Annotated in this window: 19 protein-coding genes; 14 read left to right on the top strand and 5 right to left on the bottom strand. The window is 31.0% G+C overall.

Going from position 1 to position 19,233, the window contains the following annotated elements; genetic code table 11:
- Positions 1-48: 48 nt before the first annotated feature.
- The 3 genes from KPL51_RS23210 to KPL51_RS00320 all read right to left on the bottom strand — a co-directional run bounded on the left by KPL51_RS23210 (position 49) and on the right by KPL51_RS00320 (position 1,885).
- Entirely contained in the window at positions 49-297 is a 249-nt protein-coding gene (locus KPL51_RS23210; protein ID WP_224853436.1) for a hypothetical protein, read from the bottom strand.
- A 456-nt stretch (positions 298-753) separates the two neighbouring features.
- Positions 754-1,167, bottom strand: coding sequence for a hypothetical protein (locus KPL51_RS00325; protein ID WP_216155640.1), 414 nt, complete (start codon positions 1,165-1,167; stop codon positions 754-756).
- A 163-nt stretch (positions 1,168-1,330) separates the two neighbouring features.
- Positions 1,331-1,885 carry a hemerythrin domain-containing protein gene (locus KPL51_RS00320; protein ID WP_216155636.1) on the bottom strand — a complete coding sequence of 185 codons (555 nt, stop codon included), beginning with the start codon at positions 1,883-1,885 and terminating at the stop codon, positions 1,331-1,333.
- Between the two features lie 94 nt (positions 1,886-1,979).
- Between KPL51_RS00320 and KPL51_RS23205 the strand changes: the two genes are divergently transcribed.
- From KPL51_RS23205 to KPL51_RS00260, 12 genes are all read left to right on the top strand, one after another.
- Entirely contained in the window at positions 1,980-2,216 is a 237-nt protein-coding gene (locus KPL51_RS23205) for an amino acid kinase family protein (protein ID WP_224853433.1), read from the top strand.
- A 223-nt stretch (positions 2,217-2,439) separates the two neighbouring features.
- Positions 2,440-4,716: a glycoside hydrolase family 65 protein gene (locus KPL51_RS00310; protein ID WP_224853430.1), complete on the top strand. Its 2,277-nt coding sequence runs from the start codon at positions 2,440-2,442 to the stop codon at positions 4,714-4,716.
- Between the two features lie 58 nt (positions 4,717-4,774).
- Positions 4,775-5,785: a LacI family DNA-binding transcriptional regulator gene (locus KPL51_RS00305; protein ID WP_216155629.1), complete on the top strand. Its 1,011-nt coding sequence runs from the start codon at positions 4,775-4,777 to the stop codon at positions 5,783-5,785.
- Positions 5,786-5,818: 33 nt separating this feature from the next.
- Positions 5,819-7,060, top strand: a complete 1,242-nt coding sequence (locus KPL51_RS00300; RefSeq protein ID WP_216155625.1) for an ABC transporter substrate-binding protein — start codon at positions 5,819-5,821, stop codon at positions 7,058-7,060.
- 53 nt (positions 7,061-7,113) lie between these two features.
- Positions 7,114-8,070 (top strand): carbohydrate ABC transporter permease, encoded by a 957-nt coding sequence (locus KPL51_RS00295; RefSeq protein WP_216155622.1) that lies wholly within the window; start codon positions 7,114-7,116, stop codon positions 8,068-8,070.
- A gap of 12 nt (positions 8,071-8,082) precedes the next feature.
- Positions 8,083-8,910, top strand: coding sequence for a carbohydrate ABC transporter permease (locus KPL51_RS00290; protein WP_216155619.1), 828 nt, complete (start codon positions 8,083-8,085; stop codon positions 8,908-8,910).
- Positions 8,911-8,946: 36 nt separating this feature from the next.
- On the top strand, positions 8,947-9,594 hold the full coding sequence (gene pgmB, locus KPL51_RS00285) for a beta-phosphoglucomutase (protein WP_216155616.1): 648 nt from the start codon (positions 8,947-8,949) through the stop codon (positions 9,592-9,594).
- Between the two features lie 242 nt (positions 9,595-9,836).
- The gene (locus KPL51_RS00280; RefSeq protein ID WP_216155611.1) at positions 9,837-10,538 is read left to right on the top strand and encodes a YoaK family protein; all 702 of its coding nucleotides are present in this window, start codon (positions 9,837-9,839) and stop codon (positions 10,536-10,538) included.
- A gap of 92 nt (positions 10,539-10,630) precedes the next feature.
- Positions 10,631-11,527: a DMT family transporter gene (locus tag KPL51_RS00275; protein ID WP_216155608.1), complete on the top strand. Its 897-nt coding sequence runs from the start codon at positions 10,631-10,633 to the stop codon at positions 11,525-11,527.
- Between the two features lie 167 nt (positions 11,528-11,694).
- Entirely contained in the window at positions 11,695-12,438 is a 744-nt protein-coding gene (locus KPL51_RS00270; protein ID WP_216155605.1) for a glycerophosphodiester phosphodiesterase, read from the top strand.
- Between the two features lie 31 nt (positions 12,439-12,469).
- Positions 12,470-13,231 carry a YdcF family protein gene (locus KPL51_RS00265; RefSeq protein ID WP_216155602.1) on the top strand — a complete coding sequence of 254 codons (762 nt, stop codon included), beginning with the start codon at positions 12,470-12,472 and terminating at the stop codon, positions 13,229-13,231.
- A 566-nt stretch (positions 13,232-13,797) separates the two neighbouring features.
- Positions 13,798-14,178, top strand: a complete 381-nt coding sequence (locus KPL51_RS00260) for a hypothetical protein (protein ID WP_216155600.1) — start codon at positions 13,798-13,800, stop codon at positions 14,176-14,178.
- Between the two features lie 350 nt (positions 14,179-14,528).
- On the opposite strand, the gene KPL51_RS00255 is transcribed toward KPL51_RS00260, so the two are convergent.
- Positions 14,529-15,377: a DUF7852 domain-containing protein gene (locus KPL51_RS00255; protein WP_216155597.1), complete on the bottom strand. Its 849-nt coding sequence runs from the start codon at positions 15,375-15,377 to the stop codon at positions 14,529-14,531.
- Between the two features lie 237 nt (positions 15,378-15,614).
- Positions 15,615-16,298, bottom strand: a complete 684-nt coding sequence (locus KPL51_RS00250; RefSeq protein WP_216155594.1) for a CsxC family protein — start codon at positions 16,296-16,298, stop codon at positions 15,615-15,617.
- Between the two features lie 267 nt (positions 16,299-16,565).
- On the opposite strand from KPL51_RS00250, the gene KPL51_RS00245 reads away from it, so the two are divergent.
- Both KPL51_RS00245 and clpA read left to right on the top strand, forming a co-directional pair.
- Entirely contained in the window at positions 16,566-16,883 is a 318-nt protein-coding gene (locus tag KPL51_RS00245) for an ATP-dependent Clp protease adaptor ClpS (RefSeq protein ID WP_216155591.1), read from the top strand.
- Between the two features lie 2 nt (positions 16,884-16,885).
- A complete protein-coding gene (clpA, locus tag KPL51_RS00240; protein ID WP_216155588.1) occupies positions 16,886-19,198 on the top strand; it encodes an ATP-dependent Clp protease ATP-binding subunit ClpA in 2,313 nt (770 codons plus the stop codon).
- Positions 19,199-19,233 lie beyond the last annotated feature (35 nt).

Raw genomic sequence — 19,233 nt, 5'->3', positions numbered from 1 at the left:
GTCTATCAGTGCGTTTTTAATAATAATTTTACTGAAACCATAAAAATTTCATTTTGTTTTATCATATTTGTCGCAGGATATGTTAAAAGCCATAAGAGAGATACTTAGCTCTTCATCATTTTCCCAAATCAAATGTCTTTTGCATATTTTGCTTGTAGTTGTATAAATAAAACCTTTGCTATCTTCTATAAAATTGCTACGATTTTCGGAAGCTAAAGCATCTATATTAAAACTTTGTTCTTCATTTAAACCGAAGATTGTTTTTTCTTTTTTATGAAAAAGAAGTTTCAAGTTCATTTGTGCACCCCTTATATTCTGTATACGTAAATACTACCAACTTTAAGAGGGAAAAGAAACATAAATTTAGAATAAAAGTTTTCTTACAGGTTAAAATAAGGTATTGTAATATAGCGTTACAATACCTTATTTTAATTTAAAGGAGGGGAATAATAAACTAAGTTATCAAATAAATTTAAGGAGAGAATATTATGCCAAAAAAAGGAATGAGTAGATCACAAGTTCAACCTAAAGGTGATAATAATAAGAAAATGAAGAATAAAGATGCAAAAGAAGTTCCAGAAGTAGGAAAGTAAAAAAAATATGATAAATATAATTATTTTACCTTTTGATTACAATTATGAGTTGTGAAACAGTAAGAAACATTGGCTTAGAGCAATTAAAAACCATGTTGAAGTATCTCAACATGGTTTTTAATTATATTGGAAAATTCAAAGCAAGTACTAAATTTAGGACTTATTCATATAACCCAAATCCAGTAATAACAAGTGTATCCCAATCAGTTTCTTCGTTTTTAACCCAATCGTATTCAATGCAAAGTTGTTTTAACCAAGCATTAAGGCCACTACTTTTTTTGCTTGCATTTGGCGCTTGTCTTCCAAAACTTTCTTTTATAGTTTCAAGTAATTCTATTTGATCGTCTTTTGCTAGTTCATTATCTAACATTTCTTCTATAACATCACAACATTCTTCATAACATTTTTTATCCTCAGCATACAATTCATCGGCTAGCAATTGCCTTTTGTTATTTAACGTATCTCGGACAACATTAATTTCTTCTAAATTTGATAAGTATTTTTTAGCTATGTTCATAGCGGCAATATCATTATCTATTCTAATTATTGCTCTTTCTAATTTTGCATTTCTCATTTTATTCTTCTCACTTTACATTTTTTATTTAGTCATTGATTTAGGCATCTTGAAAAAAACAACTAATGTGGAGGCTTGTTATTTTTTCCAAGATGCCTAATGACAATAAATCAATTATATCATAAATTCACTATGATATAAAACACTGTTTTTTTCTTTTAGATTAAACTAATTTGGATTCCAATTTACTTAATAATTCAACATATTTATCTTGAAGGCCTTTCTTTATAGCCTCAGCTTCAACGTCAAAGCATTGAGCATCTATTTCGGCTAACTGCTCCACACTTAATCTTTTTTGAGCAAAAGTATAAATAGCGGTGTCTTCTTTATCAATATGTCTATTAAGTAAGTCAGTGTAGGCTATAGCATTGGCAATTATATCTACTCTTGAGTCACTATCTCCAGCTTGAAATTTTCTTAAGGCAAGTTCTAGATTCCCCATAAAAAGTCTACCTAAATCATGCTCAACTAACATCCCCATAATAGGACCATTAGCTATTCTCTCACCTAAAACTTCACTCATCTTTTTAAAGAGAATAACCTCTTCTTTATTATGGTGGTGTTTATCTGCATAATTTCTTACAAAGTCAATAACACTATAAAAGTCATTATAATCAATTTCTTCATTGTTAAGTACTTTAATAGAAAATTTTCTAACTACAATTAACATTCTTTTTATAAGTTTATGTTCTTCCTTCATTAGCTCTATAGCATTCATAATATATCCTCCTAAAAATTATTTGTAATATTGATAATTATTATCAATTATTAATTATCAATATATCATATAAATATATCAAAGTAAATGCTCTATGTTACGGAATATTAAAAAGGAAACTAGTAGGACAAATCCTAATGCGAAAACTATTTATAATGTAAAAAAAATAACATATGAAATTAAGCGATCAGCAAAGGGTGCAGGGTCAAAACTTGGAACTGGGGGTATGGCAACTAAGATTAAGGTGGCAGAAATTGTAGTATCTGCAAATGCCTCTATGATTGTAGGGGAAATTATCAAGTTAGAAAATAGGAAATTACTAAAAGTATAATTACATTAGGAAATCATGGTTATCATAAGTACTATTACGAAAACGTTTTTGGAAAAATATAATATTGCGATAAATAGAGAATACAAGAGCATTAGTAAGAAAGAACAAGACAATATCCACTGCAAAGGGTTTCAAGATGTTTGAAAATGTTTTCACGAAAAAGTATAATAAAATTACAAAAACGTTTTCGAAATAATACCGAAAGAGTATGGAGGGTTTAAATATGGACTTATGGAAAATTTCATTAAATGAATATAATAATTATGATAATAAAAAATATGAAACACTTTTTACATTAGCAAATGGATACAGGGGAATCAGAGGTGCTCTAGAATTTTCTTCAAAAGGTAACAGAGGGAACTATATAGCAGGAATATTTGATAAATCTCAAAGCCAAGTGACGGAAATAGTAAACCTTCAAGATCCACTGGGCTTCAACATTTACATTGAAGATGAAAAAGTTGATATGGATGAATGTGTTTTAGATAACTTTAATAGAGAATTAGATATGCAAAGTGGAGTTCTAAATACAAGGTTTATTGCAACTACTAAAAAGGGTAAAAGTATAGATATTAGATGTGAAAGATTTGTAAGTAGAAATAAAATTAATAGATGGGCTTCAAAATATGAATTAACACCACTTAATTTTAATGGAAAAGTATTTATAGAAAATTATATAGATGGATCGGTGACCAATGGAGCTTGGGACGTAATGAATAAAAACAAGCATTTTAAGGTGAAAAGCATCTTTGATAGTAACCCAGGTATAGCATTAACTATTGAGACAAATGATAATAATATGAAATCTTTAGAATTAACAACACTAATGGGTGAAAATGAAAGAGGGAATATATTTAAAACAAGAAGATATAGTGAATTTGGTGAAACGGTTAGTGAAGTCTACGAAACATATATGACAGAAGGTAAAACGGCTACTATATTTAAATATGGGATAAGCCTTAGTGATAAAGATATGAAATGTGACCTATTTACAGCTGGTACTAGTGAATTAAAGGATTTTATAAAAGATGGGTACGGAGCTGAACTTGAAGAACATAAGAAAATTTGGAGAAAGATATGGGATGAAATAGATATAAAAATTAGTGGAGATGAAAAAGCTCAATTAGGTATAAGATTTAATTTATTCCAATTAGCAGCTTCTGCTTATGATGGTGACACTAAAGTAAGTATAGCTGCAAAAGCGCTTCATGGGGAAGGATATAAAGGTCATATTTTCTGGGATACTGAAGTGTTCATGCTACCTTTCTTTATATATACAAGACCAAAGGTTGCAAAGGCTCTGCTAATGTATAGATATAATACACTAAAGGGAGCAAGAGAAAATGCTGCTATAACAGGATATAAAGGAGCAAGATTTGCATGGGAGGCTGCTGATGAAGGCCTAGAGGTTACCCCTAAATGGGGATTTGACTATGATGGTAATGCAGTTAGAATTTGGACTGGAGATGAGGAATACCACATAAACTCGGATATTGCTTTTGGAATAGTTGAATACTATAGAGCAACTAACGATAAGGAATTCCTCGTAAATTATGGTATTGAAATACTTCTTGATACAGCTAAATTTTGGCAAAGTAGAGTGGAATATAGTAAAGCCGAAGATAGATATGAAATAAGTTCAGTAATAGGACCTGATGAATTCCATGAGCATGTTGATAATAATGTATTTACAAATTATTTAGCTAAATGGAATATAGAAAAAGCATTATTTTTTAAAGATTGGTTAAAGACTGAAGACAATGTTGTGTACAAGGTACTTTGTTCTAAGCTAGGCCTTAATGATGAAGATTTCAAGCTTTGGGATATAATGGCTGAAAAAATGTATATTCCTAAAAGTGAGGACGGAATGATTATTGAACAGTTCCAAGGATATTTTGACTTAGCAGATATAAAAATTACGCAGTATGATGAAAACGAAATGCCTGTATGGCCTGATTTTGAAGGTAATAAGTTAGGCGAAACACAGCTTATAAAACAAGCTGATGTTGCACAACTCATGATTATGCTTCCTGAAGAATTTACTGACGAGGTTAAGAAATCAAACTATGAATATTATGAGAAAAGAACAATGCACAAGTCTTCGCTAAGCCCTTCTATGTATTCAATACTTGGACTTGCAGTTGGAGATAGGCAAAATGCTTATAAATACTTTATGAAGGCTATATTTACAGATTTAGAAGATAATCAAGGAAATACAGATTTTGGTCTGCATGCAGCAGCATCAGGAGGCTCATGGCAAAGTGCTATTTTTGGATTTGTAGGCCTAAGAGTTAATAAAGAAGGCATATTAAATATAAATCCGTGGCTACCAGAGCAATGGGAAGACTTATCCTTTAATATTAATTGGAAAGGTTCAAGAGTATCCATTTCAATATTGAAAGATAAAATAAAAGTTGATTCAACAGGGAAAATAACATTAAATATATACGATAAAAAATATTTGATTGATAAGGAAAAACAATTAGTAATTGCAAGATAAAAGAAAAGGTGGAGAATAGTACTTATAGATTAAATTCGTTATATGAAAGGAAATCAAAATGGAGAAAAAAATTATTACTATAAAAGATGTTGCAAAACAAGCAGGAGTATCTATAAGTACAGTATCCAGAGCCTTTAATAATTATGCAGACATAAGCGAAGCCACTAGAAAAAATATTTTAGAAATTGCAGATAAATTAGAATATAGACCTAATATAATTGCTAAAAGTTTAAGTGGAACAAAAAATTACAGGTTAGCGCTTTTGGTGGAAGATTACAATGAAAGCGATTATATAGTATATGAAATGTTTATGGCCTTTAAGTCAGTGGTTTCAAAGCATGGATATGAAACAGTAATACTTTCTACAACCTCTGATATGCAAAAGGGCCAAAAGCTTGAAAAACTATTTAAAGAAAAACAGTTAGATGGTGCGTTAATACTCGGACTTAAAATGACAGATGATTATTTCAGGCAACTAGAAAGTATATCTTATCCTTGTGTACTGCACGACGTATTCATAAAAAATCCTAAAGTAGGGTGCGTTGGTGTTGATAATATAAAAGGTTCAAGCCTTGCTGTAGAGCATCTTTTGGAAAGAGGTCACACAAAAATTGGTTTTATAAATGGACATAAAGAGGCACTAGTTAGTTATGAAAGATTAGACGGATATTATTTGGCATTAAGTAGAAGAGGTATCAAAATTGAAGATGACTTTATAGTTAACGGTGGGTTCTCCTATGAAGGAGGAAAAACTGCTGTGATGGAGCTTATTAAAAATCATAAAGACATAACCGCCATATATTGTGCTAGTGATTTAATGGCCCTTGGAGCAATAGAGGGGTTAAAGAATATGGGCTATGATATACCGAAAGATATATCCATAGTAGGCTTCGATGATATTAATTTATGCAACTTTGTCACACCCAAACTTACGACCATTAGGCAAGACAGAGAAAAAATAGGTAAAGCTGCAGCTAATTTAATTTTAAGTATAATATCAGAACAGTATTTAGGCAGGGTTATAATAGAGCCTGAGTTAATTGAAAGAGAATCATCAATACAAATATAGATCAAATAACAAATAATAAGGGGGAAATTTTTTATGAAAAGGAATAGAATAATTGCATTAATATGTTCAGTAGCATTAACAGCTACAATATTTGTAGGTTGTGGTAATAAGGCTAAGGTGGATGATAAAGCAAAATCTACAGCTCCTGCTGGACCAGTTACTTTAAAAGTTCAAGTATGGGGTTCATCACCCACAGAAACTAAGCTTATTGATGAACAAATAGCTGCATTTAATGTAGCAAATAAGAGTAAAAAAATTACACTTAAAAAAGAAGTTGCTGTAGGAGATTATAATCAAGTTATGCAGACTAAAATAGCAGCGAAGACTGAAGCCGACTTATTCTATTTAGATGTATCATTGGCACCATCTTTTATTGATAAAGGAGTAGTTGCACCACTAGATGAGTACTTAGATAAAGAAGATTTAAAAGATTTTTACCCTAACCTACTAGAAGGATTTCAAAAAGATGGTAAAACCTATGGTCTGCCAAAAGATTTTAATTCATTAGGACTTTTCTATAATAAGAAAATGTTTGCTGATGCTGGAATTACTACACCACCAAAAACTTGGGCAGAGTTTGAAGAGGTTTCTAAAAAATTATCAAAGGGAAAGGTAAAAGCTCTATCATTACCTGATGACTCAGCAAGATTTGCTCCTTTCATATTCCAAGCAGGCGGCAATATTGTTGATGGAGATAAGATGGCATTTAATACACCAGAAGCTGCAAAGGGACTTGAATTTTACTATTCAATGATCAAAAAAGGATATGCAGCAACACCAAAGGATTTAGGAGATGGATGGCCTGGTGATTCACTTGCTAAGGGCAATGCAGCTATGGTAGTAGAAGGCGGATGGATGATTCCCTTTATGAAAGAAACCGCGCCAAAAGTTGAATACGGAATTGCAGAGCTTCCAAAAGGACAAAAACAAGGTAATATGTTATTTACGGTTTCATACTCTATGAGCACAAATACAAAACATCCTAAAGAAGCAGCAGAGGCTATTAAATTCTTAACAGGTAAAACATCACAAGAAATGGTAGCAAATTCGGGTCTTGCAATACCAACAAGAACTTCAATGGGATCTGTTTATACAGATAAATTCCCAGAAAGAAAAGCATTAGTAGATGGTACTAAATATGCAACCCCATATTCTTATGGTTTGAAATTTGCTAAGATTAATCTTGAACTTGGAAAAGCAGGAGAAAGATTACGTCTTGGAAAAAACCCAGATGCTAAAACTGCATTAGATGAAGCATTCAAAGCAGTACAATAATACTAGGATAGGAGGCATGATTTCATGCTTCCTATTTTAAAAGGAGGGATATTATGTTCTCAGCAAAAACACCTACCGAAAATGAGTCCATAAGACTAAAGAAAGCTCCAAAGAAATTTATAACCAATAGGACAAGAGAAAAATTAGATGGGTGGTTATTCATAGCTCCTTTTGTAATTTCTGCCCTAGTATTTTTAATAGGGCCGTTAATTGTGGCATTTATATTAAGTTTTAAGGAGTATGCATTATTAGACAGAACATCATTTTTAAGTGCCAAAAATGTTGGCTTTGATAATTATTTAAGAGTATTTAAAGACCCAATATTTTTAAAATCTCTGAAAAATACTTTTATATATTCATTATGTGCCGTACCACTACAGTTAGTTATAGCATTATTACTTGCAATGGTAGTGGATTCTAAGATTAAGGCAAAAACTTTTTTTAGAGTAGCTTATTATATACCAACACTAACATCTGCTGTTGCGGTGTCACTTATATTTCTGTTTTTATTCAAGGTTGATGGGCTTTTTAATAAGTTTATCTCAATATTCGGGATAGTCCCTAAAAATTGGTTTACAGAACCTAAATTTGCATTGGGAGCTATAGTACTAATGGCTGTATGGTCTTCAGTTGGAGTATATATGATAATATTTTTATCAGGACTTCAAGAGATTCCACAAACATTATATGAAGCTGCAGAAATAGATGGAGCCAATAAGCTTCAAAGGTTCTTTAAAATAACATTACCACTAATTAAACCAACGTTTTTCTTTAATTTAGTAGTATCAGTTATAGGAACACTTCAAATGTTTGACCAATCATATATAATCTCTGGTGGTAATGGAGGCCCCTTAGACAGTACTATGACTATGGTTTTATACTTGTATAATAAAGCATTTAAAGAATCTGAAATGGGTTATGCTTCAGCCATAGCATTTGTTATTTTCGCAATACTATTCACACTGACAATAATAGAAAAGAAGATATTCAAAGAGGAAGAAGCAAATTAGGGAGGTAGAGCTATGAAAAAGTCAAAAAAAATATCACCACTTAGAATATTGTTTTATATAATACTGATATCATATGCTGTAATAACTCTTGGGCCATTCCTATGGAGTTTTATTATTTCACTTAAGCCATCTTCAGAGGTTAATAAATTTACAGTTGATTTTAGTACATTATCCTTTAAAAACTATAAATTTATATTTGCAAACTTTCCTTTTTCCAGATGGATGCTCAATAGTATTATAGTTGCATTGGTGTGTACCCTTGGAAACTTATTATTTAATTCAATGGCTGGATATGCTCTAGCAAGAATTAATTTCCCAGGAAAGAAGTCTATATTTTTAGCCATGCTTGGAATGATGATGATTCCTGGGCAGGTAGTTATGGTGCCTACATATATGTTACTAAGTAAGCTTGGGTGGATTAATACTTACAAAGGACTTACCATACCATTTTTAACTAGTATGTTTGGAATATTTTTAATGAGGCAATTTTTCCTTAGTATACCTAAGTCACTAGAAGAAGCAGCAGCTATAGATGGATTAGGTAGATTTGGAACCTTTTTTAGAATAATAATGCCTACGGCAACAGCAGCCTTAACCACACAATTTATATTGATGTTTACAGGTAACTGGAATAGTTTCTTGTGGCCAAGTTTACTTGCAGCGTCAGAGGATATGTACACATTACCAGTTGGGTTAAACTCTTTTTATGGACAATATTTTCAATTATGGGACCAGGTTTTAGCTGGAGCAATGTTATTATCATTACCTATGATACTAGTATTTTTAATATTTCAAAAGAATTTTATTAAAGGTATTGCTAGCACAGGTAGTAAAGAATAAAAAATTACAAATACAATATTTGACGGAGGAATTTCTATGAACAAAATAAAAGCATGTTTATTCGATTTAGATGGAGTAGTAGTGGATACAGCAAAATATCATTATTTAGCATGGAAGAGACTTGCTAGCAGCTTAGGGTTTGATTTTACTAAAGAAGATAATGAGAGGCTGAAGGGCGTTAGCAGAATGAGGTCTTTAGAAATATTATTATCAATAGGGAAGGTTAATCCTAGTGAGGGAAAAAAAATAATGATGGCCCAGGAGAAGAATAGTTGGTATGTGGAGTACATATCTAAACTAGATGAATCAGAAATATTGCCTGGGGTTAAAGATTTCTTAATAGAATTAAGAAGAAATGGCATAAAAATTGCATTAGGGTCAGCTTCAAAGAACTCAATGATGATACTAAATAATCTGAATTTAACTTCATATTTTGATGCTATAGTAGATGGTAATAAGGTATCAAAAGCAAAGCCTGATCCAGAGGTGTTTTTGCTAGGAGCAAGTGAACTTAAGGTTCAGCCCTCAGAATGTGTTGTATTCGAGGATGCGCAGGCTGGAATAGATGCAGCAAAAGCTGCAAATATGAAGGTGATTGGAATAGGACAAAAGGGTGTACTATTAAATGCCGACAAAATCTTTGAGGGTCTAAGTGATGCTCATATTGATATAATTGAATTTTAATTTACTGTGGAAAATGGAGTATGTTAAAAAATAAAGGGATTGCATATTCATATGATTAAAAACTATATGAATATGCAATCTCTTTATCAATTTTTTTAATTTATAGAGAATTCTAATATGTGTTAAAATAAAGATAAAGATATCTTTATTTTTTTATTTTTATACTATATTATGATAATATTAAGGTTTAATCATAAAAATAGGTGACTATAATAGGTGACTATAAATGGAGGCTTAGAATTTTGATACACAATGGTTTTAATATAATACAAAGAAATCTACATTCACAACATAAGATCCATGAATCTTTCCGATTTGGAATACTCCTTGCAATTGTGGGTGGATTTTTGGATTCTTATACATACATAGGAAGGGGTGGTGTTTTTGCTAATGCCCAAACTGGAAATATTGTGCTCGTAGCTATATATGCTTCGAAAGGAGAATTGATGCATGCATTGGCTCATATTCCACCTATATTTGCTTTTATAATTGGAATAATTACCACCCAATCAATACAAGATAATTCATCATGCTTATTTATATTAAGTTGGCAACGGGCAGTTTTAATTTTTGAAATTATAGTCTTTTTTATCATAGGATTTATACCTAATACTATTCCAAATATCATTGTGACTGTTACAGTTTCGTTTATGGCTTCGGTTCAAGTAGCTTCATTTCCTAAACTAGTTGATTCTGCATATAGTTCAACTATGTCCACAGGAAATTTACGATCAGCTTCGAAGGCGGCATATATTGCTTTTGTCAAGAAAGATCGTGTATCAGCTATTCGTAGTATTCGTCTTTTTACTATAGTTATTTCATTTTTATTTGGGGCATTTTTAGGTGGACTCTTAACATTAAATTTTGGGGTTAAAGCAATATGGGGTGCTGTAATTGTGTTAGTCTTTGCTCTTATATTATTTAGTATTTACGAACGAGAATAAAACAATTTATTTCGAGTGCCGAAGAAATATAGTGAGTTTTAAAATAAAATATGATATTCTTAGAATAGAAATAAAGGGTTAGGGGGATATATATGTTTGATATTAATATAGGACAAGCAGCAGCATTTGTTACAGCTATTTGTTGGACAATAACTCCTATTGCTTTTGAAGCAGCTGGAAAAAGAGTAGGTTCACTTTCTGTGAATTTTATAAGACTTATTATAGCATTTTTGTTAATAGGTATATTTACCTTCTTTACTAGAGGGATGTTTTTGCCACTTGATGCATCGGTGACTGCATGGCTTTGGCTAAGTATTTCTGGAGTTATTGGATTTGTTTTAGGAGACTTATTTTTATTTGAAGCGTTTGTGCTTATAGGTGCACGCATATCCTTATTAATTATGGCGGTAGTGCCACCAATAACAGCATTGATCGGATTTTTTATTTTAGGTGAGAGACTTACCGTTTTAGATCTTATAGGAATGTTTATAACTATGGGTGGTATCTTTCTTGTTATATTAGTTAAGGGCACTAAGGGTAAAAAAGTAAAATTATCTCATCCTATTAAAGGCATTTCCTTTGCATTCGTTGGCGCTGTAGGGCAAGCTGCAGGTATGGTGTTCAGCAAACTAGGAATGGGTAGTTATGATGCGTTTGCTGCCACTCAAATTCGAATTATTGCTGCTACAGTTGCTTTTGCAATAATAATCACCTTGAGAAAGAATTGGAGTAACCTAGCACTAGCATTAAAAGATTTTAAAGCTATAAAATATATTACAATAGGGTCATTCTTTGGTCCTTTTATAGGGGTATCTTTATCCTTATTGGCGGTTCAATATATATCCACTGGTGTAGCATCCACAATTGCTTCGACTTCACGTATATTAATTATACCAATTGCTGTGATTGTATTTAAAGAAAAGGTATCAGCAAAAGAGGTATTAGGAGCAGCTATAACAATTGGGGGAGTTGCATTATTGTTTATTTAAAAATAATTTTAATGTTTTAACAATGAATAACATAAAATAAGGAATAATGATGCTATAATTTAATTATACTTTATAAATAATACAATACTACTTTAACTAAAGAATGAACAACTCTTAAGTAGATTTACATAAAAAGTTCAGAACGTTTTGAGAAGGGGGCTGGTATTATGACAATTAATTTTGCACACAGAGGGGCAAGTGCATATTACCCAGAAAATACAATGCTTTCATTTGAAAAGGCTTTAGAGATGGGAGCTACGGGCATTGAAACAGATGTACAGTTAACTAAGGATGGTGTATTAGTACTTATTCATGACGAGATGGTTAATAGGACAACTGATGGAGTGGGACTAGTAAAGGACTATACCTATAAGGAACTAAGTAAATTAGATGCTGGAAGCTGGATGGGGGAGGAATTTGCAGGGGCTAAAATACCTACAGTTGAGGAGCTTATTTACTTTACTTTAGATAGTGATATTATTATTAATTTTGAAATTAAAAATGGAATAGTAATGTATGAAGATATTGAGCAGAAACTAATTGATTTAATTTATAAGCATAAAATAAATCGCAGGGTTATTTTGTCTAGTTTTAATCATTACTCTATAGCTAAGTGCAATAAAATATCTAAAGGGATTAATACAGGAGTATTGTATATGGAAGGAATTTATAAGCCATATAATTATGCAAAAACTGTTGGGGCGAGGGCTATTCATCCATATGTTCTTGCTATAAATGAGGAAGTAATAAAAGAAACTAAAAAGCACAAAACTCAGATTAATGTGTTTACTGTGGATGAAGAACAGAAAATGAAATTTTTATTAGATATGAAGGTTGATGGTATTATAACTAATTGTCCTGATAAACTCCATAAAATAATGACAGATAATAATGAAGAAACTGGATTATAAGGAAGGTTTTTGATAGAAATAGGGGGAAATCATGAAAAACAGGGGTAAGGTATACATAGCATTAGGCTTATTATGTGAAGTCTATTTTATAGGAACAATAATATTTGGAGGTAGGGTAACTTTTGCAGAGTTTTATTTTGCTCTGGGTATATTATTAATAACACTTGGATTGATTAGGAGTAAAAGTAAAAAAGAATATATTTTATTAAGACTCGGCAAGACTCGAAGTGTAATAAAAATATGCTTTTTTATAGGACTAGCTTCCTTTGTAGTTATTGAAGGATTCATAATTGGATCAGCTGTATCAAAGCATAAAGAAAAAAGTGATTATTTAATGATTTTAGGTGCAGGTCTTAGAGGTGAAGTTCCTTCAACGGCACTTTATCAAAGGCTTTATGCTAGTTTAAAATATATTGAAATTAATCCTGACATTAAAATAGTAGTTTCAGGAGGCAAAGGTTCTGGTGAGAGTATTACTGAAGCAGAGGCTATGAAAAGATTTTTAGTTAACCATGGAGTAGCAGGTGCTCAGATAATAAAAGAGGAAAAATCAACGGACACTTTAGAAAATATGAAATTTACAGCAGAGGTTTTAAAAAAACTAGATAAAAGTAAAAATATAAAAATAACGATTGTAACAAATAATTTCCATGTGTTTAGAGCTAAATTTTTAGCACGAAGGCAGGGCTTAAAAGTATATGGTTATCCAGCACCACTTCACCCTATGCTTGTGCCTACTTGCTTTGTCAGGGAGTATTTAGCAGTAATAAATTCCTTCCTATTCGATAGGTAATTGTGGGTTGAAAATTTTCTTGCATTAAGCTATAACGAAAAGTATATATCACTAGGAATGCATTCATTTCGCCTAGAAATTCTAAACTTATTTTATTGAAAGATACTAAAAAGTGTAAACTCGCTAACGCTCAAACATACACTTTTCTTAACGTATCTTTCAATAAAATTAGTTGTGAATTTCTACGGCTTATTCAAATGTATTCTACGTGATATATACTTTTGTTAGCATAATATAAGAAAAAATAACCACATAATTGCTATTTCATTTATTGTATAGAACGTTATAAACTTGGTTGTCAATTGCATATGCGGTAATACTTTGAATTTTAATTGCGTTATGTATACAAATTAATGAATAATTATTCATATATAAATATTTACAGAAATATAAATATAAATGAGCTGAAGAGAATATTACGATAAATGGCTTGGATAGATGAACTGAAGTAAAAAATAATCAATATGTAAATTTTAATATTATATTACTCTATTGACTTATGTATTAAAATGCAATACAATGTATAAAAGATGCGATTTAGTTAAATAATTTAGGGGGTAATATAAATGTCAAATACACAATTATTTCAATCAAAGCAGGAGTTAGTGGGTTTTATTTCTGAATATCTCATCAAACATGATGATACTATAGCAATCATAAAAAGTGATTTAAGAAAAGATGTTATTAACTCTTTACTTATAAATGAAGATTTTAATATCTTTAAAGATCTTTCTGATGAGGAAGAAAATGTTTTGTTCCTAATTAAAACTGGGGATAAACATGGAAAGAATCTAAGCATTAAGATTTGCGATGCACATAATAGAAATACAAAAGCTTTTAAGATGGTGGATATTGATAATATACTACTTGTAGATAATTTAATTACAAGTGATGAAGCTGAAAGTATCACTTATTATAAAGAAATTACTAAAATGAGATTACAATAAATCTTGTGTAACGTACATTTTATTAATATGAAAAATCCTGCTATCGCAATGCATTCCCAATATATATCATATTTTTAGAGTAGCCATCTTATTCAGTTAATGATAAGTTGGTTATTTTTGTGCATAATAAAAACCCCAATTTACCTTGGGGTTTTCACCATTTGAAAGAGCTTTTAGAGAATATGATCTAGTATAATTGAGTGAATTGTAAAATGAAATTTATTTATTAGGAGAATAAAATAAAATTCACTTAACATCTAATAGTTTTACCATATTTTTTTTATTTAAACATGAATGCAAGATTATTATACAAAATGATGAATTAGTTTATGTTATCTATAAGAAGAATTTTATTTTTTTTGTTGCATAAGAAGTGAACTCATGGATACATCTTGTTTCTGGAGCAATTCAAGTGAGAGATTTATTATTATGTTTTGCTTGATAGTATGAAATTCCATTTCAATAGGAAAGTCTTTATTAAAAGGTGCTTTATCCAAAAGGGTATATGTTTCATGAATTTTAATTTTATTTATTTCACATTTTATGGGCGGAGTATTGCAATTAATATATTCTTCATGCTGAGTCTCTCTTTTGTTTGTATATTCATTTGAATTTTTATGGTAATCATTATGAAAATCCTGACAATTCGATAATATATATATGGGGATATAATCTTCGGTTCTAGAGAAGACTGGAGCGGATTTATACTGAATTAAAGTAGTAAATTTAAAAGGAACATAAATTATAACAGATTCAGTATCTAAATTAATTATATTATCATGTACTTCTTTTGCTATAGAAAAATCTAATTTATTTCTAATATAACCCTCTAAAAATAGTTTCCCATTTAATGCATCAGGAATACCTTGTTTTTCATATAGAGGTAATAGTGAACTATTAGTTAGATATACATCTTTTTTCATACTTTTTATATCTAATGCTGGATTTTTCAATTTAAATATGGACTCAATAGGAATATCTATATTTTTTTCTGCTATTATTATGGGAAGTGTTGCTATCCAACTTTCATTACAATTAGAAATTATTCTATCCTCTTGATCTTTTTTCGCACTAGAACTATTTAGTCCAGCAATGTTATCATGCGCAGTACTTTCAGCACAGGATAATTCTTGTAAAGTTTTCAAAATTTCAATTAGTTTTCTAGTTACTAACTTATCATAGTTATTGTATGATACCATGGAAATATGCTCCTTTATCATAGGGCTTAGGCATCGAAGTAAAATTCACTAGATAAAGTATTGATTAAGCTAGAATAGATTAATAAACTGACTAGTTATTTTTTTAGATGCCATATGTATTAAAACATTATTATATATGTAAAAAAACTAAGACCAATATAGATAATTAGACGTTCGTCTAATGAATATTATTAATTTTAGAAGAACGACTATATCTAAATGTTTATACTTATATATTTATCTGTCGCAGGAATTAAATGTATCAATACCTGGGATATTTACTTGTTGTACTTGCAATACTTTAACATTAATATATACTACCATTTTTTCAACTATTTTATTATAAAGTTGTACTTTATCATTAATAGGGTGGCAAATAGGATCTCTTATAAGCTCGTCTTCAATAATTCTTACTGCCTCTAATTCACAGAATGGGGTTTCAGCAAATGTTGTAGTATCTCCAATAGTAGTATTAACTAATGGTGTAATAACATATCTAACTTCGGTTACAGTTGTGAATGGACAATCTACTGTTGTATGAGCTATTCTACCACTTACAACTTTTTTATCTACACAATCAGCAGTAGCATATTCTATATTTTTTCTTACATATCCGCTTATAAATAATTTTCCAGTAACAGGAACACCATCTATAATTCTGCCGGATAATGGAAGCAATTTACATTGAGTTAAAAACACAGTTTTCTTTATTCTTTTAATTTCATAGAAGGGTTCTTTTAATTTAATTTCAGATTCAACATCTATTTGAATGTTCTTTTGAGCTAATACAACTGGAACTTTAACTACTAGAGGGCCATTAATACCGTTTGGTTCAATATTAAATCCATCACTTAAACACAATGTTTGCGAACTAACTTCACCACATTTATCGCAAGGGTGAACTGTTTCCTTAATTTCCAAGAGTAATTCCTCCTTTTCTGAGGCCTTATGACCTTCTACATAATATGCGGGAAATAAATAAAAGGTTACTTTGAATATGTGTATATTATAAATTCTAGACATAAAGAAAAAAGCATAGAATGGTTGAAATTATATAGGTAAATGCAGTAATATATAAACAAGTAGGATATAATAGTCTTATAGTAAGATACTAGAAATAAAATAGACTAGTTAGTATTTGAATAGGTGTCAACATAAAATTCGATTAAAACAGTGGAGTTGGTAATTATGTCGCAGCAAAGTATTTTTGATGAAAAAATCGATATTAAGGATAAAATAGAAATGGAGATTAGGGAACCCAATAAGTACAATGTAATTATTCATAATGATGATTATACAAGTATGGAGTTTGTTGTGCAGGTATTGGTGGGAGTTTTTAAAAAACAGGTTGTGCAAGCCACGAAAATTATGTTTGATGTACATAAAAAAGGTAGAGGCATTGCAGGAATATATAGCTATGACGTAGGTGTAACAAAAATCATTCAAGCTATGGAAATGTGTGAGGAAAGTGGTTTCCCATTAAAATTGACCTTAGAAGAGGAGTAATTATGCAATTAGATAATATAGTAAATGAGATTATTACGGCAGCTTATAACGAAGCTCAAATGTCCAATCATGAATATTTCACCCCAGAACATATTCTTTATGCCTCTTTATTTTTTGAAGAGGGAATTGATATAGTAGAGAATAGTGGTGGTAATGTTAAAACTCTTAAAAAACAGATAGTAAAATTTTTAAAGGAAAATATAGATGTTGTGGAAGATGCAGAGCCAATCCAAACAATTGGTATTCAAACAATTTTATCAACAGCAGAAGATCACGTTATGCTTTCGGGAAAAGAATTGGTTAGAATAGGTGATTTAATTGTAGCCATGTATGACGATGAGGAAAGTTTTGCTTCGTATTTTTTGCGTAAACAGCAAGTGAAGAGGCGGGATCTTCTTAATTATATAGCCCACGGCATATCTGTAGTAGATACTTTTGACTTTGCAGGTACAACAAACCATGAGGAAGAAGAGTCCGTTGAATTTGAAGAAAACGAAGAAGATATAGACCAAGCATTTGAAGAAGATATGAATAACCCAAAGGGGGAAGAAAACTTTCTAGGCAATTTTACTGTGGAGTTAACGCAAAAAGCTAGGAGAGGGGAAATGGATCCGCTTATTGGGAGAAAAGACATTCTGCAAAGAACACTGCAGGTATTATGCAGGAGACTTAAAAATAATCCGGTGCACGTAGGAGAACCAGGGGTAGGTAAAACTGCTATTACCGAAGGACTTGCACAACTAATTATGGATAATAAGGTACCTAAGTTATTACAAGGAAGTAAGATATTTTATTTGGATATGGGGTCTCTAATTGCAGGTACAAAGTATAGAGGCGATTTTGAAGAACGTATTAAAAGAGTATTAAGAGAAATCAGTAAAGAAGAAAAACCTATAGTCTATATTGATGAAATTCATACTATAGTTGGTGCAGGTGCAGTTTCTGGAGGTTCTATGGATGCATCAAATATTCTTAAACCTTTTCTTGCAGATGGTAAGGTAAGATTCATTGGATCAACTACTTATGATGAATATAAGAAACATTTTGAAAAAGACAGTGCACTGGCTAGAAGATTTCAAAAGATTGAAGTGCCGGAGCCTTCAACTGTTGATACTTTTGATATTCTTATGGGCTTAAAAGACAGATATGAAGATTACCATAATGTTATATATAAAGAAGAGGCTTTAAAAACAGCAGTTGAGTTGTCTAGCAAGTATATTAAGGATAGATATCTCCCAGATAAGGCTATAGATATTATGGATGAAGCAGGCGCTTATGCAAGGCTTAATGCAGAAGATAATGAAGAACCCATTGTTATTACGGTGGGCGCAGTGGAGAAAGTAGTAGCTTCAATTGCAAAAATTCCAGAGGAAAGTGTATCCAATAATGAAGTTCTTACACTAAAAAACTTGGACAACAATTTAAAAAAGCAAGTTTTTGGTCAAAGCGAGGCTATAGACACTGTGGTAAGAGCTATAAAGAGATCTAGAGCAGGGTTTAATGAAGAAGACAAGCCAATAGCATCTTTACTTTTTGTAGGACCTACAGGAGTAGGAAAAACTGAAGTAAGTAAGCAATTGTCTATTGGTTTGTCTATTCCACTTATTAGATTTGATATGAGTGAATACCAAGAGAAGCATACTGTGGCTAGACTTATTGGTTCACCACCAGGATATGTGGGGTATGAAGAAGGAGGACTATTAGTTGAGGCTATGAAAAAAAATCCTCATTGTGTGCTACTCCTAGATGAGATTGAAAAAGCACACCCTGACATACTAAATGTGTTGTTACAGGTTATGGACTATGCAACACTTACAGATAATACGGGTAAGAAAGCAGATTTCAGAAATGCTATTTTAATAATGACCTCTAACGCAGGAGCAAGGGAAGCTAGTAAAAATATAATTGGATTTGGAGAAAGAATAGGGTCAGGGGGAGCAATTACTAAAGAAGTGGAACGAGTGTTTTCTCCAGAATTCAGAAATAGATTGGATAATATAATTGTATTTAATAAAATTGACGATGCTATGGCACTTCAAATAGCTAAGAAGGCAATGAAACAATTTGAAGAAAAACTTTTAACCAAAAATATAAAATTAGTGGTTACAGAAAATCTATATGCTTGGTTAAGTAAAAAAGGTTTTTCTGAGGCTTATGGTGCAAGAGAAATCAATAGAGTAGTTCAACAGGAAATAAAGACTTATTTTGTAGATGAAGTACTGTTTGGAGAACTTTCGCAGGGTGGTAGTGCAGTAGTTGATATTGTGGATGGTAAACTTTCAATTATTAAAGGAAATTTAAAAATAATAATTTAAAAATAATAATTTAAAAAAGATGTTGCTTTAGATAG

The sequence above is a fragment of the Clostridium bowmanii genome (assembly GCF_018861315.1).
GTDB classification, from domain to species: Bacteria; Bacillota; Clostridia; order Clostridiales; family Clostridiaceae; genus Clostridium_AD; species Clostridium_AD bowmanii.
This window is presented reverse-complemented; position numbering and strand designations above follow the sequence as displayed.